The following is a 13,635-nucleotide window of genomic DNA, read 5'->3' as shown; positions in this document are numbered from 1 at the left end:
CTCGCAAAAAAATGGTAGGGCCTGCCGCCAAGCGTGAAGCCGTCACGCATCTGAGGGCCGTGATGGGCCTTTCGGAACGGCGGGCCTGCCAGATTATATCCGCTGACCGCAAGTCGATCCGCTACCGGTCCTGCCGACCGCCGGAGGTCGAATTGCGAGCGAAGCTGCGCGACTTGGCGAACGAGCGACGACGTTTCGGATACCGACGGCTGTTCGTCTTGCTTCGGCGGGATGGAGAGCCGTCCGGCGTCAATCGCATATACCGGCTGTATCGAGAGGAAGGTCTTTCCGTGCGCAAGCGCAAAGCCAGGCGACGTGCTGTCGGCACGCGTGCGCCGATCCTGGTCGAAGCGAAGGCAAATGCCCGCTGGTCACTGGATTTCGTCCACGACCAGTTTGCCTGCGGCAGACGCTTTCGCGTTCTCAACATTGTCGATGACGTGACGCGCGAATGCCTGGCGGCGATCCCGGACACCTCGATCTCCGGCCGTCGTGTCGCGCGAGAGCTGACGACGCTGGTCGAACGGCGAGGCAAACCCGGAATGATCGTCTCCGACAACGGCACCGAACTCACCTCGAATGCCATCCTTACGTGGTCGAAGGATCATAAGGTCGAGTGGCACTACATCGCGCCGGGAAGACCGATGCAGAATGGCTATGTCGAGAGCTTCAATGGCCGTATGCGCGACGAGTTGCTCAACGAGAGCCTCTTCTTCGGCCTCGACCATGCCCGAAGCGCCATTGCTGAATGGGCCGACGATTACAATAATTTCCGACCGCACTCATCGCTCGGATACCAGACCCCGGCAGGTTATGCCGGGATCATCGCCGCAACCGGCTCCAACGCTGCGCGAGATGGAAGCTTCGCGTTTCCGCCGGTTGCTTACACCGCGCCAATTGGCGTATCCAAAACCGCCGAGGCTCTAATCGCTGCCGGATGAAAGTTCAGTGGCAGGTCACTAAGGCAAACCATTTTGGCGTGTTCGTCAAGAAAAGAGGCCACACCTTCAGAAGCTTGACGCCTGATGATCCGGATCAGCGCACGCTTCAAGAGCTGAGGTCCAGCCCCTCGACTTTATCTTTCAAGGCGGCCTTTCTTGAATTCAGATATCAAATCGTTGTTGACGAAGTTCGCTACAGCATGAATGCGCACGGCGAAGATATCGAGTGCTCTTATGCAAGCGAAGCGACGTACCGTCGATGGAACGCAGATGCCTTGCTTAAGCTAGCGGCTTACTTGGCTTTGCGGCGAAAAGCGTCTTGGGAGTTGCGAGGAAGCAAAGCAACCGAGGATCCGGGACAACAAATTCAAGAGGTTGATTGGTCTCACGGTGACCTATAAAAAAGGCACAGACCTCTTCATTGCCGGATGAATTCTGTCTTTGCTCTGCGATCCATTCGCTTACATTGTTCGTGATCGTCTTTTTATGGCGATCTTTTTGGCGAGAGAGATCGACGGAGATGCTGAAACGGCTTCCCCACCTCCCCTTCTCTTTATCGTTTGTTGGGGTTTGCCACCAACCGCGGCGCAAGAAAACCGTCAGGATGTTGTCGACTCCAATTGTTGCGGCGTCCGTAGCTACTGGACCGAAAAATATACAGTGCGAAGGAATTTCTGGAGGACCCATCTCGCCATAATTGAGAAGGCGCCAAAACAGTCGCTTATAGCTTTCGGGCTTCCAATTGAGAATTTCCAACTTCTCATGATGCTGTTTTGGAAACATCACGTAGCTTCGTGCGATCATGTTGAAGGTGCCGTCACTACGAGGGCGCTGGAGATTAGAACCGACATCGCGGTTTGTCGTTGGCATTGTCGCAGCGACGCTGGCTGTCGATACCTTTTCGTCTTCATCACGTAGCTCAAGGAGGCGCAACTTTTTTGGCATCCCATCGCTATGGCGCCCGATATAAACGGCGCCGCCCCTCAATCGCCGAAACTCCGCGCCATCGCAGTCAACGTCATGCGATCCCTCGATCCGAAAATGAGGCGACATTTTGAATGTCCGCTTCGGGTCCCAAGCAACCGAATTCATCTCCGCATCGCATCCGATACACATCCATCGTAGCTTCCTAAGAGCTGGCTCGATAACGAGTTCATCGGCGGCGTGAGTGAAGTTCGTTCCATAAATTCTTGCGTGTTCTGGCATGATGGACCTCTTTTTCGCCATCTCTAACCAACACGCTTTGATGATGTCTTAAAGGCTGCATTCTGAAAACGAAAAACGGGACCGAACTGGGAAGCCGGTATCCCCGCTCGCACGACTTTAAAGGAGATGGGCAGGTCTGTGATAATATTTGAATGAGATTAATTGCGAACCGATTCGATGTAACCCAAGAATCGAATATTGAAAGCGCTGTGAACTGTGGGCATCGATGTCCTGGGAGCTCGACGTTGGTGCTGAACCCCATAAGATCTAGCCGAGCGAAGCTAGGCCGTTGCTCCTGGGCGTAATCGCCGTTCGTAGTTCAAAAGAATCCAGGGAGATCGCTTGCCGGAAGAAATGGACAGTTACTCAACCGTTGTTTTCATCGACACGATGGTTGTACTGGAAAGCCATCCTTTGGCTCAATTGCCATGGCAAGAGATCGATATCGCCGGACCTATCTTGCTTCTTGTGTTGCCTCAGGTCCAATCCGAAATCGACAAACGCAAACGAGATGGCCGACTAGCGGAAAGGGCTCGTGCCTTCAGTCGGTTGATTGCGCCATCGGTTGTCGAGCGGAAACCGGTTCGAATTGCCGACAAACGTGTGGTCGTCGACATTGCTTTGGCTGCCTGCGACCCCGTTGACTATGAGCGCCTTGACCTTGATCGTAACGAAGGCGACCACAGAGTGGTTGGTCAGATGCTCAATGTCAGAGGTATTGATCTTGCGCGATCAATTCTGATCAGCCACGACGTGAACCCGATTGCAGTGGCAATACGGCATGATCTCCGGACATTGCTCCTTCCTGAGCATTGGCTGCTGCCGCCTGAGATGGGTGCGAAAGAGAAGGAGAACCTGCGTCTTAAAGCGGAAGTTAAAGACCTGAAAAGAAACCAGCCTGAGATCAAACTCACGCTTGAAGTAGAGCTGCCAGATGACTTCAAAGCACTGATTGTTTCGCCACTCGATGAACACGAACACTACGATCTAGCGAACGCTGTCCGTGCCCGCTTCGTAGTCGACAGACCTGAGGACCATCAGGATAGACATATCCCGGATTTTATCGCTGGGTTTTCAGGTGATGGTAGCCATCGAAAATACCGCGATGAAACGATACCGAGTTGGGTAAAGCAACTGTCGGCAAGCCTCCAGACGATATCCAACCAGCTACGGTTTACTATAACTATCGAGAACGTTGGGCCAGTCACCGCCAATGGTCTTGTCGCTGAGGTCACTATAGGAGGAGGCCGCTTCGACACCGTATTTCATGCAAGTGACGTGGGGGCACCTCGGCCTCCAAAGCGTCAAAATATTTTTGCCATTCCCGTGCCAAACCACATGCCCTTTCCCAGAAACCCTGGCGATCATGAGCTTCACTGGGGTGTCAAGCCAGGCCGTAGTCCGTACGGCGAATTGCATTGCAAGGAATTTCGCCAAGGTCGACGCGTCGACGTAGTGGCCTTTATGGAGGTACAGCCCTTGGCAACGAACGACCTGTCAATCGCAGTGAGGGTTACAGCCTCGAATCTACATGGCGATGTTCAAGAGACCTGGGCGAAAACGCTGGCGATCCGTAAAGCGCATTTTTCTGAGCTGTTTGATACGGGGAAGCTAAGGTTCCTGGGTGACTATCCGTTAAAGGAGCGGCTGCAAACGGCAGCAGGCACTCGGGACAGAAGTTGGATAAGGTTCCCAGAGCGCGAGTAGCGGGACGCTCCAATCCGATTGGCGCCGATCGCAGGAGCCGGTTGCAGTCTTACGAGTATGATCGAGTTATCTGGACCTGTACCAGCACTCGCTAAGTTGCCTTGGATTGAGTATGGCCCCCGCCGATGATAGCTTCATCTATCGACAAAGATAAAACCAGTTCCACTTGATCTATAGCCTTCCGATCCGCCTAGCGATAGCGTCGCGCACAACATTGAGGTTTAAGATGCGGCCCCAAAAGGCAATTTGCAATTTTCATGTCAATAGCTCCAGGCTTATTGAGCCTACGGATCGAATTGCCTTAAAAACCCAGCTCCTGAACATTCACCTCCACCCTTGCTGGCGGAGTTGGTCCATACGACTGTAAGTTCGTTTACGGAAAGCTCGTCGCGACTGACGACGATGTTTGTATCCCTCATATTCTGCGTGCTGACCTTGGGCTTAAACCCGTGCGGGGGTTGCGCGAATGACCTCCTGCCATTCTGCCGGGCTTCCCGTCGCCGTCGAATTGCATAATGACGAACTCCCGCTGAGCTTCTTGTCTCGCGTCGCAAAAGCGAACGGTTTCCAATCACTCGTCGAGTTCTGTGATATTGTGGGTCTGGACAAACTAAAAGTGCGGTCCGGCAACGAGCGGACACTGTCAAAACTCGCGGTTTGGACTGGCGTACCAGTCAGCCGTCTCGCACGCTTCGCGATTGGCCCCGGAAGGATGTTGAACTTCGGTGGCCAAGCTTTAAGGCGACATCAAATGTACACTATGGGCATGCGGTTTTGCCCAGCCTGCGTTGCAGACGACTTGTGCAAAGGAACGCGGCGGTCGGGCGTCAGGCCCTATCTCCGGGCTTCACACATTTTGAAGGTCGTGGTCGATTGTCCCACTCATGGTGTGCCGCTTCAATATCGGCCGGACGAGATTGAATTTGGCGACGATCTCGTTGGGAACAAGCCCGCCATCGTTGAAACATCGGAATTGCGATTGGTGCGAATTCCGCATCCTGCCAATGCCTATTTTGCATCTCGAATTGGTGGCCAACCGGGATCAGAGTTCCTCGACATGATCCCCGCCTACCTAGCACTTGAGCTGTGTGAGGTCCTCGGTGAACTCGATCGCGTTGCTCGCAGCGCTTCGCTATCGAAAGAGACGCCATTCAGTAAAGAGAGCGAGAACCAGATTTTCAGGGGCTTCGATATCGCAAAGATTGGACTGCCTGCGATCTCCATTTTCCTTTCGAACCATGTTCAAACAGCAATCCATCAAGGCCGCTCCCTTCGCTTTGTTTATTCACCAGTCTGGCAATGGCTCAAGAATGAAGGTGAGAACCCGGCCTACAGCGCCTTGTTCAGTTTTTTCCGAGACCACGCGCAGGCGAATGTGCCAATCTCAAGAGGGCAAGCGTTTTTCGGTGCCTGAGAACTCGCAAGTTCTATTCGATGAAGACGGCCGCGATAGATTTGGCATTCGGGAAACACATGTGATCGCTCTCCTTGAGCAGAGTAGCAATCTCCTCAATCCGAATTACGAGACCGGCGCATCGATGGCAAGGTGTTGCGATCTCCCAACAGGACCAACCGCGCCTGACCCCGGTCGAAGCCGCCAGCTATATCGGTTGCTCGGTCAAACAGTTGGAACTCTGGTTTAAGAAGGGAATGCTAATCCGAAGGCCCCCGACCTCGAAACGGTCGTGGTACGTTTGCGAGTGGAAGTCCACCTGTTCTTAGAAAGGCTAAAGTTAAGTTCCAACAAAGCGCTGCAAACTCCTAATATAATTAGCATTCTTGAGGAAAACCACGTGTGCGGCGTCGCCGAACGGAACAGCGAATTAAGGAGCTTACTGCCTTTGGTGGGCCATAAAATCCTTGGCGTAACGAGCAACTGCCAATGCGCATTCAGCATTCATTGAAGCCAAATTTCCACCCAGCATCGCCAAGCTGTCCTTTAAGCGTGCCGCGACAACCCTCAGGTCAAACACGATTTTCTTGCTCTCGACTTTTGTCGCCACGGCGACTCACGTGGCTGGGGTCAATCGGCGCGACTGCACCGTTGCCCGTCAGACTTTGAGATGACGGCGGAGAGCGTGTTCAGCCACCGACGGCACGTCTTGCCCACTCTCCTCGACAGCTCTGTCCAGAGCTCGAAGCGTATCGATACTTTGGCGCACGGCCAGCGCTTCTGCCAGGCCCCTCTCACGCTTGATATCGCGATGCTACACTACCCACGCCTGTTGACTTATGCCGGTGCGGAGGAGTTTCCAACCGCCAAGATCCGTCGCACACAAGCTTCCCTTGCCTTTGCCTTCTAGGGAACGGTTTGTTCTCGTCACAATCATCGCAAGCTGCCCTACTTTTCCGCCTTGCGCCGATCCAAAATGCGGTCAACGCTTAAGAAACCGCAATCCGATCAGTAATCATGACAGCCATTGAAGAAACCTACGCCTCAACAACTGAGCCAGTTGTACTTGAGCGTTTCAGAGCATACGCCACTTACTTCCAATCCGTAAGCAACACCATTTTCAAATTCCGAGAGTCCTTTGGCACGGCCTACGACGTAAAAGGTGCCCATTCGCGGAGCAGCCGTCGCCAGGTATCGATGGAACTGTCTTCCATTCTCAACGGCCTCGAATGCACTTACCCCGTTCCCGAGCCAAGTGAGACGTTGGATCTAAAATTTAGCAGGACGAACTGGAATAGCCGGGCTAGGCTTCAAGCAGTTTGCGAAGGTATGCGGATCGTAGCAGAGATGCTGCAGTCCGTTGCTGACGAGCGAGAAAAGCCTGGCGTCTCTCCGCTGGAGATTCACGGCCGCGTTACGGCAGTCAAACTGATACTCGCGACGTTACTGGCGTTGATCGACGATCTTTGAGAGGACGCCGACACCACTCTGCGAAAGGTCGTTATTCTCTTTGCGATCGGCGGCGATCGGCGGAATCAGCAAGAAGGCAAAGATGCTCACATCCACCTCGAAGATCGAAAAAACCGAGTTAGGTTTGGTTGCTAGACCGCTGCCCTCAATCTTTCGGATCCGGGATGAATACCTCATCCCTCACCGACATGACGGCCCCGACTGGCGTCACATGGCGGTTCAGATGCCTGTCGACCAAATTTCGCACGTCGCCACCTATTCGCCGAGGAACCAATATGAGTTCGGCATCAAGGGCGGCGCATATTGCGTTCAGGGTGGTGACCTCTGGGTTCGCTTTTCCAGCCTCGATGATCGAGACCTTGCCTTGTGAGATGTCCGCAAGGTCTGCGACTTCGGCTTGGCTCATCTTTTTCGCCTCCCTCAAAATCCGAAACCTGCTGAAGTCCACTCCCTGTATCATTCGGCAGTCCCCCACATAAAAACATACCGTATAAAGTATATCACGGTCCGTGTATACCTTTAACGGTATAATCGAAAAGCAACCTCGATGGCTGCCGAGCGGTCTTTTACGCGGTTGTTATCGACGCGGATAGATTCTCGTTTGCGTAGACTCCCGAACAACTGAGGGGATGTCGCGGCTAAGACAGACGCCGTCCGCGGCAGCAGGAAAACACGACCTAAAAGCCTTCAATCCTCTTTCAATCCAACTGGCAGGGCATCCTCGTCTTCAAGCGGAGCGAACTTCAGACCCTTTTCGGAGATTTTATTTTCCGTGAGCGTGGCGGCGATCGAGGCCCTGCCCGTCTTTCGGTTGAGCCTCACGGAGCAATAGTAGGACCCCTCTCCCGCGAAACCGAAAAACGTCGTTTGAACCACGTCTCTTTCTGCCATCGTAGATGCAATCGGGTGGTCGCAGGCATCGCTTCGAGCACGCCGCTCATTTCGAACGACACAGGCGTTGCACAAAGCCGCGGTCGTCCATGTTGCTTTGGGCTCACCAATGAGCTCGATACCCAACTCCCGAGTTTTGATCACGTCATCGACCATGTAGAGATCGTTGGGACCAGCGGCCAGCAACTTCAGCATCACCCGCTCAGGAATGAAGCCTACCTCACCCATCTGCGCTCCGAGCTTTATCATTCGCGCCACGGCCTGAAGACCGCTGCTGTACGTGGCCTCTAGTTCAAGACCGGAATAGGTCTTGCCAATTGCGATGAGATATGGGGCGTGGAATCCCAGGCGACCGCCGACATGCAGCTTTCGCTTCGGGAGATAGATCTCCTCCCACTCACTGCCACCCATAAACGTGATGGCGCAGGCGGAGTAGCAGGAAGCACCATTTGCGATGACGGTCGTGACGTTTCGCCCGGCCAACCACTCGGCGATTGACAAGCCTTCCAGGAAGTCGCCACCGGCGCTATCAAGGCAGAGCGAGGAACCTCTGGACGCGAAGGCCTTCAACCTATCAAGATCACCGGAAGCGATTGCTCCGGAAAGTGCGACCTGGCATTCAGCCCTGTCAACCTTCGCGATCACTGCAGCGGTCGCAAAGACTGGGCAGAGGCCCGAGCAAACGGTGACAAACAACGCTAAAATAATGGCGAGTGGCCTGTCTATGGAACGATCGAACCTAACGTTCTTCACGGCGCGTTCTCTTCGATGTCGTTGTAGCAAGCGTCAAGCGGACCGACCTCACGCTTCCCAACCTCGCTCCAGATCCCCTGAGCGAAATCGAAATATTCCATGAAGCACTTGCCGCTGTCGTAGGATCCCCACTGCGCGACCATCAATCGACTGTCAATATGGTACTTGAGCGTGAGGTACGTGTTGTCCTCGCCACCTCGTGGGAAATCATAGGGTTGCCCAGTTCTGTTGTTTGCAACGACCACAGCTGAACAGCCTGTGCCACACCCGAACTGAATCACAGAAAACTCACCGGCGAAGTCCGGTCCCTGAGCCATACCTTCGCGGATACGGGTCCGGAAGCTCTTGAAGTGCGCGTTCCGGCCGCTGAAATCAGGTTTCGCGGTTTTGCCTCGGTAAACAGGTTGTGCGGGATAGTCCGTGGGATGGATTTGTCGTGGGGCGGGGGGCGGCGTCGGGGCGCTATCGGGAGAACCGCCAGGCCAATCAATTGGAGAGTAGTTGGGCGACATGACTTTATCCTCGCCCCAAATTGTTCCGAGATAGCCTTTCTCGCCAATGACAATTGCTGTCAGGGTTGCGATGTCGCCGATATTAGGGTCGGCTCCCTTGTTCCTTGAGGACTTGATCACCTCCGCCGAGATACTCGTTACGAATGTCGCCACGGTGTTCTGCCCCTTAATCTCATAGGAGTTGAACAGCGAGATCCCGCCATCGGGCGTTGATGATGCAGGCGGTCGATCCTTAAACCTGAAGCCATTGCTTCCGAGTTTTGTTCTAATTTCACTCAAAGTCGTCTTGCCGTATTTGAAACCGTCGTAATCCGCGAAGGCTCCAGCCATTTCGCCACCCCAATCCGATTCCAGGTAGACAATTTTGCCGGACGAGCGGTGGTAAGTCACCGAGAGATCGTTCCCCCCTGGCGTCTTATATTTCTCAACGGTGTGAGGGCCCATCGCCTGGCTGGAAACCGGGGGACTCCCCAAGCCGTCGAGCTCCTGGCGATTGCCACCGACAGAAACGCCGGACATTGACTGGGCTGCCGCGACGGAACTGATGATGATTAAGAGGGCACCAAGACCCCATGCCAGTGAATGGTTCATAGGACGACTTTCCGTTCTCGATGTATGCAACCCTAGTCCCTGACGGTGACGTCGATCCAACGCCCGGAACCTTGACTGCCGTAGATGTCGACATCGACCCACACGTTGCCACGAACGATCATGTTGGCAGCGTCTCGGGTCATCGTTCCGCTGCGAAGCATTAGTTCAAGCGCCTGACGATTGGCCGCGTCGGCAAAGAAAGAGTCGGTTTCATCGTCACGATCACGGACGCCGAACTCGTGGAAATTAGCTCGGTCCTGTCGGATGATTTGCCACGGCTGGGTCAACCTCGTGCCAGACGAATTGAAAAGGTCTGCCTCGCCGATAAAGGCTCGGTAGCTTTCGATCAATTGGTTTCTATGATTGGCTTTTACGCTCGACTGCGCATTTGCGGACCCCGCTAACGTTGCCGCGCTGATCAGAATAAAAAGTAGTTTTCGCATGATACCCCCTTTAAGCAGCCTTCATACCCAGAGTTGAAAAAGTTCGCTAGGCTTGAGGTCAAGTTTAGTTGTTGAAAGCGCGAAAAATTGCAGTCGGTCGAGGGAGGCTCAGTGCCTCTGCCGGACCGTATCCGGCGTTGAGCGGAGGGAGATTGCGGCAGGCTTCTGCGATCTACGGCAAGGACTCGGTGATCTGTGGGCTATTCGCCAGTTGGGGACGGGTACCAGAGGGCACACGCCTCGGCGGCCGGGCGGCATTCCAGGCATCGACTGCTCTCGCCGCGCATTCGACAGATTACTCATCGCGGGGGTCACATTCTGCACGCATCTTGAAAATGCCTGCATCCATCACGATCTCAAACAGGTAGTAGGAGCCTTTTAATGTTGTATCTCATCCCCGTCATGTGTGCTGTCGTGTGCACGTTTTTCGTTGCACGCTATTTCGCCGCCAAAACCCGGCTCGTCGAAAAAACCATCGAAGACACGATCGCCCGCAAGTTGTCGTCCTCAGGTCCAAGCGGGGCGCTAAACCGTTTGAAGGAAGAGAACGGCGTGATGCGCAATCTGCTTATCGACATGATCGAGAATGAGGCGTCCGTTCCAACGGCTGGCTCCAACACGCCATCTGAAGAACAAGCCCGAGCCATAAATGCCAGAATAGGAAGAAGACGGGAAATCTTTGGGGAAGCAATCTTCGTTCTTCAACAGACGGAGACATCGCCTACCCGTGACCACAATCTGAAATCTACTTTTGCCGAGCTTGCAGGCAAGAATCCCCGAATTTAATGCCTTGACCGCGGCGTGCAATTTTGACGCGATTGCTGCGAGAACACGAAGCGCAGCAACCGCCACGAGAGCAACCACCGCATCGCGATTGGGCCGGATAGCGACGCCGCAGAAACAGGAGCCGAGGGAAGTAGGTCGCATTCTTTTCCCTAAGGAATCCGTGCCGCCAGTTGCTGGGGCCGGGTCAACCCACTGCGCAATTGAGGCCCTTCGTCAATGGCCACACGTCCTGAGTTGAAGTACGCCAGTAGCCAAAAACCAATCATTCCATTCCATTGCATTCTGAATGCGCTGCTTCCGTATATTCGCCCCATGGCGCCGAACTACGAAATATTTGATCAGGTTGAAGTCGGCTCCGCTATGGTCATTTTCCGAGGATGTCGATCGCGGCCGCCCTCCAGTGTTCTGGATTCAAATCGAGCGACACGACTCCGTCATCAGCACTCGATAGAAGAGTATTTCCATCGTCTGAAACCGCAAGAGAACGGATGCCTGGCAAATCGTAAGCCCCAACAAGTTGCTTCTCAGTCAAATCAAATATTGCCAGGGAATTCTCGTTGCTGGATACGACGATCCTAGAAGCTTTCGTCGCGACAGCGGCATGCTTTAAAATCGTGGGTAATCCATCAGGGTCGCGGAGCGGATTTTCCATTAGCCCCACCTCGTCGCGAGGACTCGCCGGTGTGATCAGAACGGGTAAAAAGGATGCGGACGTCCTTATAGCGGAGCCGGTTCTGGTGTCGTAGCTGATACTTCCACAGATATTTGTATCCAATACATTAGCCAACAGCCGATGGTGGTTCGTGTCTAGGCTAGTTACTTGTAAGGCGTGCAGTTTTCCGGCAGCCGGGACATCCGAGATCAACGAAGGGCCAGATGCGAGATCGTAACATGCCATTTCTTGAGGCTCCCCCGATGTTTTCGGAATGCCTCCCACGGACGCTAGCCAAGCCTGACCATTTCCATCAACTGCCGCCCACTCTCCGTTTTGATAGAAAAATAGTTTTTCAATTCTTACCTTCGATAGTTGCTGGGTGCGCGAAGCAAAATTGTTGCCAGTGCGCGTGATGGTCACCACCCTCCCGTCATCAATGCCCATTATTGCAATCGAGCCAGTGGAATCTATTGCTAGCGACGTAACGGCATATGGATTTACATCATCCGGCAGCGGTACATCCTGATTGTTCCACAGCGCCCCAGATCCGCACATGGCGCAGATCCATGTTTTCCCATCTTGAGTTAAGGCTATTTGAGTTAGATCGGGGGATAGCTCCGTTCGGCCTGCAGCCAGAACTGTTGCTAAGGACCCAGATGAGCTGAGGTCCCAGAGAATGGTTCCATGACGGCTGTCTCCATCTTCGATTGCGCCTGCCGATGCGAAATAGCTCGCGTCCGGACTCCATGCCATTGCGAGAATGTTGTGAGTGTGAGCGCTAAGAACTTGGCAGTCGTTCACCCCATCCTGCTTGATTATGATCTCGTTCATATCGGTTGCATAGGCTACATATCCCCGAGGCGATATCGCTATTTCAGAATAACGTTTTGCGTTCGGATAGGCTCCCAAACAGTCGGTGGGCAGCATGTCTTGTAACTCTTGCTGCGTAGGTCCCTGCGCTGACGGCAAGGGAGCGGTCGGGGTGACGACTTGACTGTTGATATCAAGCAGACCGAATTTGCCATCTTGACCTAACTTGAGATGCGTCGCGTCTGTGAATGTTGGGTCTCGCGCATCGCCACCTACTGAGACTGAAAATGAATTCTTTCCGCCAAGCTCCTGAACCGTGATCGTCGTTTGACCGCCGACTTCGGCACAGGCTGTCGCAATGTGAGTTCCATCAGGGGAAAACGCAACGCCGTTTGCCTTTTGTCCGTCTGGGCATGGTAAATATCGCTTCACGCGACGCACTCTCGAAAGAGCTTCAAGGAGTGCCGCTTGAGCTTCCAGAGAGGGCTGAATGTCGAACGCGCGGACACTTGTTGCCAAAGCCGCATAGGGTTCCGTGATAACCTGTCTTCTAGCGTCAGCGGCAATCGCTTGGCTTTGAACCGTCACTAGTCGATCTATGGCTATGGCGCGTTGCCAATAAGAGAATGCCGCCAAGGCTAGAATTAAAGCGCCAATAAACCCAAGAACCATTCTCAGTGTTCGGTTAGCACGGCGATCCGCAAAGTTTTTTATTAAATTCCCGATGACATGGTCGGATGGGAGATCTTTTGGTCCTTTCGCAGGAAGCTCGTCTATCCATAGTCTGCTCAGGAGAGGAGCATAGCCGGAATTGGATGCGGCCGCGATGTCGAGGCCGTTTTGAATGTTGATAGAGATAATATCGCGGCCCGTGCCCAAGAAGGCTTCGACTTCCACCGGTACCCAGGTCGATTTGGCCAGTTCAGGGCTCGCGATGACGATCAACTTTCTGCTTCGGCGTAAAGCAGCGAGCAGCCGCTCTTTCAAAATGTCGCCAGCGACAGCGGATTCATCATCAAGAAAGCATCGAAAGTCCGCCTTCTTCAGTTCTGATGCGAGAGCGGACGCGTATCCCGTAGCATCGCTTCTCCGATAGGAAATAAAGAAATCGTACCCAAAAATAGTGCTCCAGTTTAATCCCCGCCGACTGGTCCGCGCGGCGACAAGCTGCTTGTCACTTTTGGTGCTGTCGTCCATTGTGCGGCCCCTTCTCGAGACAATCTAGAGTAGGACCAATCAAGTTACAACGGGACGTCGCCCTCCTCTAGCGGTGGCAAATAATCGCCGCGCGTTCCAGACTTCGGGGCACTCACGATGCCTATGAGTCTCCCCTAGAATTCAGATGTCAAAGCCTGGTCATCGTTGTGACAACAGACGAAAACTTTAGACGCACTGGCTGGTTCGGTATACAACTCTCGCGCAGAGCTAAGCGTGTGTCTGTGGCCTATATGGGGGAGCCGTGACGGCTGTAAATCTA

At 53.9% G+C, this 13,635-nt stretch carries 13 protein-coding genes; 6 read left to right on the top strand and 7 right to left on the bottom strand.

Features of this window, described 5'->3' with window-relative positions; all coding sequences use genetic code 11:
• On the top strand, positions 1-941 hold a 941-nt coding region (locus tag CPY51_RS30645), incomplete at its 5' end, for an IS3 family transposase (RefSeq protein WP_111164140.1).
• Positions 942-1,220: 279 nt separating this feature from the next.
• On the opposite strand, the gene CPY51_RS30640 is transcribed toward CPY51_RS30645, so the two are convergent.
• Positions 1,221-2,147, bottom strand: coding sequence for a hypothetical protein (locus CPY51_RS30640; protein ID WP_111164128.1), 927 nt, complete (start codon positions 2,145-2,147; stop codon positions 1,221-1,223).
• 342 nt (positions 2,148-2,489) lie between these two features.
• Here CPY51_RS30640 and CPY51_RS30635 point away from each other — a divergent pair, with 342 nt between their 5' ends.
• Both CPY51_RS30635 and CPY51_RS30630 read left to right on the top strand, forming a co-directional pair.
• A complete protein-coding gene (locus CPY51_RS30635; protein ID WP_146260214.1) occupies positions 2,490-3,854 on the top strand; it encodes a hypothetical protein in 1,365 nt (454 codons plus the stop codon).
• 466 nt (positions 3,855-4,320) lie between these two features.
• On the top strand, positions 4,321-5,268 hold the full coding sequence (locus CPY51_RS30630) for a TniQ family protein (protein WP_111164126.1): 948 nt from the start codon (positions 4,321-4,323) through the stop codon (positions 5,266-5,268).
• A gap of 418 nt (positions 5,269-5,686) precedes the next feature.
• Here the strand turns inward: CPY51_RS30630 and CPY51_RS32605 are convergent, their stop codons facing one another.
• The gene (locus tag CPY51_RS32605; protein WP_154677747.1) at positions 5,687-5,857 is read right to left on the bottom strand and encodes a hypothetical protein; all 171 of its coding nucleotides are present in this window, start codon (positions 5,855-5,857) and stop codon (positions 5,687-5,689) included.
• A 60-nt stretch (positions 5,858-5,917) separates the two neighbouring features.
• Here CPY51_RS32605 and CPY51_RS30625 point away from each other — a divergent pair, with 60 nt between their 5' ends.
• Both CPY51_RS30625 and CPY51_RS30620 read left to right on the top strand, forming a co-directional pair.
• Complete coding sequence (locus CPY51_RS30625) at positions 5,918-6,157, top strand: hypothetical protein (protein ID WP_111164125.1); 240 nt, start codon at positions 5,918-5,920, stop codon at positions 6,155-6,157.
• A gap of 107 nt (positions 6,158-6,264) precedes the next feature.
• Positions 6,265-6,717 (top strand): hypothetical protein, encoded by a 453-nt coding sequence (locus tag CPY51_RS30620; protein ID WP_111164124.1) that lies wholly within the window; start codon positions 6,265-6,267, stop codon positions 6,715-6,717.
• A gap of 145 nt (positions 6,718-6,862) precedes the next feature.
• Here CPY51_RS30620 and CPY51_RS30615 read toward each other — a convergent pair whose 3' ends face one another.
• The 4 genes from CPY51_RS30615 to CPY51_RS30600 form a co-directional block, all read right to left on the bottom strand.
• On the bottom strand, positions 6,863-7,177 hold the full coding sequence (locus CPY51_RS30615) for a helix-turn-helix domain-containing protein (protein WP_111164123.1): 315 nt from the start codon (positions 7,175-7,177) through the stop codon (positions 6,863-6,865).
• Between the two features lie 227 nt (positions 7,178-7,404).
• Entirely contained in the window at positions 7,405-8,178 is a 774-nt protein-coding gene (locus CPY51_RS30610; protein ID WP_146260213.1) for a hypothetical protein, read from the bottom strand.
• 179 nt (positions 8,179-8,357) lie between these two features.
• The gene (locus tag CPY51_RS30605) at positions 8,358-9,464 is read right to left on the bottom strand and encodes a hypothetical protein (protein ID WP_111164121.1); all 1,107 of its coding nucleotides are present in this window, start codon (positions 9,462-9,464) and stop codon (positions 8,358-8,360) included.
• A gap of 32 nt (positions 9,465-9,496) precedes the next feature.
• On the bottom strand, positions 9,497-9,907 hold the full coding sequence (locus tag CPY51_RS30600; protein ID WP_111164120.1) for a hypothetical protein: 411 nt from the start codon (positions 9,905-9,907) through the stop codon (positions 9,497-9,499).
• A 381-nt stretch (positions 9,908-10,288) separates the two neighbouring features.
• On the opposite strand from CPY51_RS30600, the gene CPY51_RS30595 reads away from it, so the two are divergent.
• Positions 10,289-10,693: a hypothetical protein gene (locus CPY51_RS30595; RefSeq protein ID WP_195909663.1), complete on the top strand. Its 405-nt coding sequence runs from the start codon at positions 10,289-10,291 to the stop codon at positions 10,691-10,693.
• 364 nt (positions 10,694-11,057) lie between these two features.
• On the opposite strand, the gene CPY51_RS30590 is transcribed toward CPY51_RS30595, so the two are convergent.
• Positions 11,058-13,355, bottom strand: a complete 2,298-nt coding sequence (locus tag CPY51_RS30590; protein ID WP_111164119.1) for a TIR domain-containing protein — start codon at positions 13,353-13,355, stop codon at positions 11,058-11,060.
• Positions 13,356-13,635 lie beyond the last annotated feature (280 nt).

Origin of the sequence: Arminella tubonensis, from assembly GCF_003240585.1 — a bacterium.
In the GTDB taxonomy this organism is placed as follows: domain Bacteria; phylum Pseudomonadota; class Alphaproteobacteria; order Rhizobiales; family Rhizobiaceae; genus Rhizobium; species Rhizobium tubonense.
The sequence above is the reverse complement of the archived record's forward strand: the minus strand, read 5'-3'. Positions and strand labels throughout refer to the sequence as shown.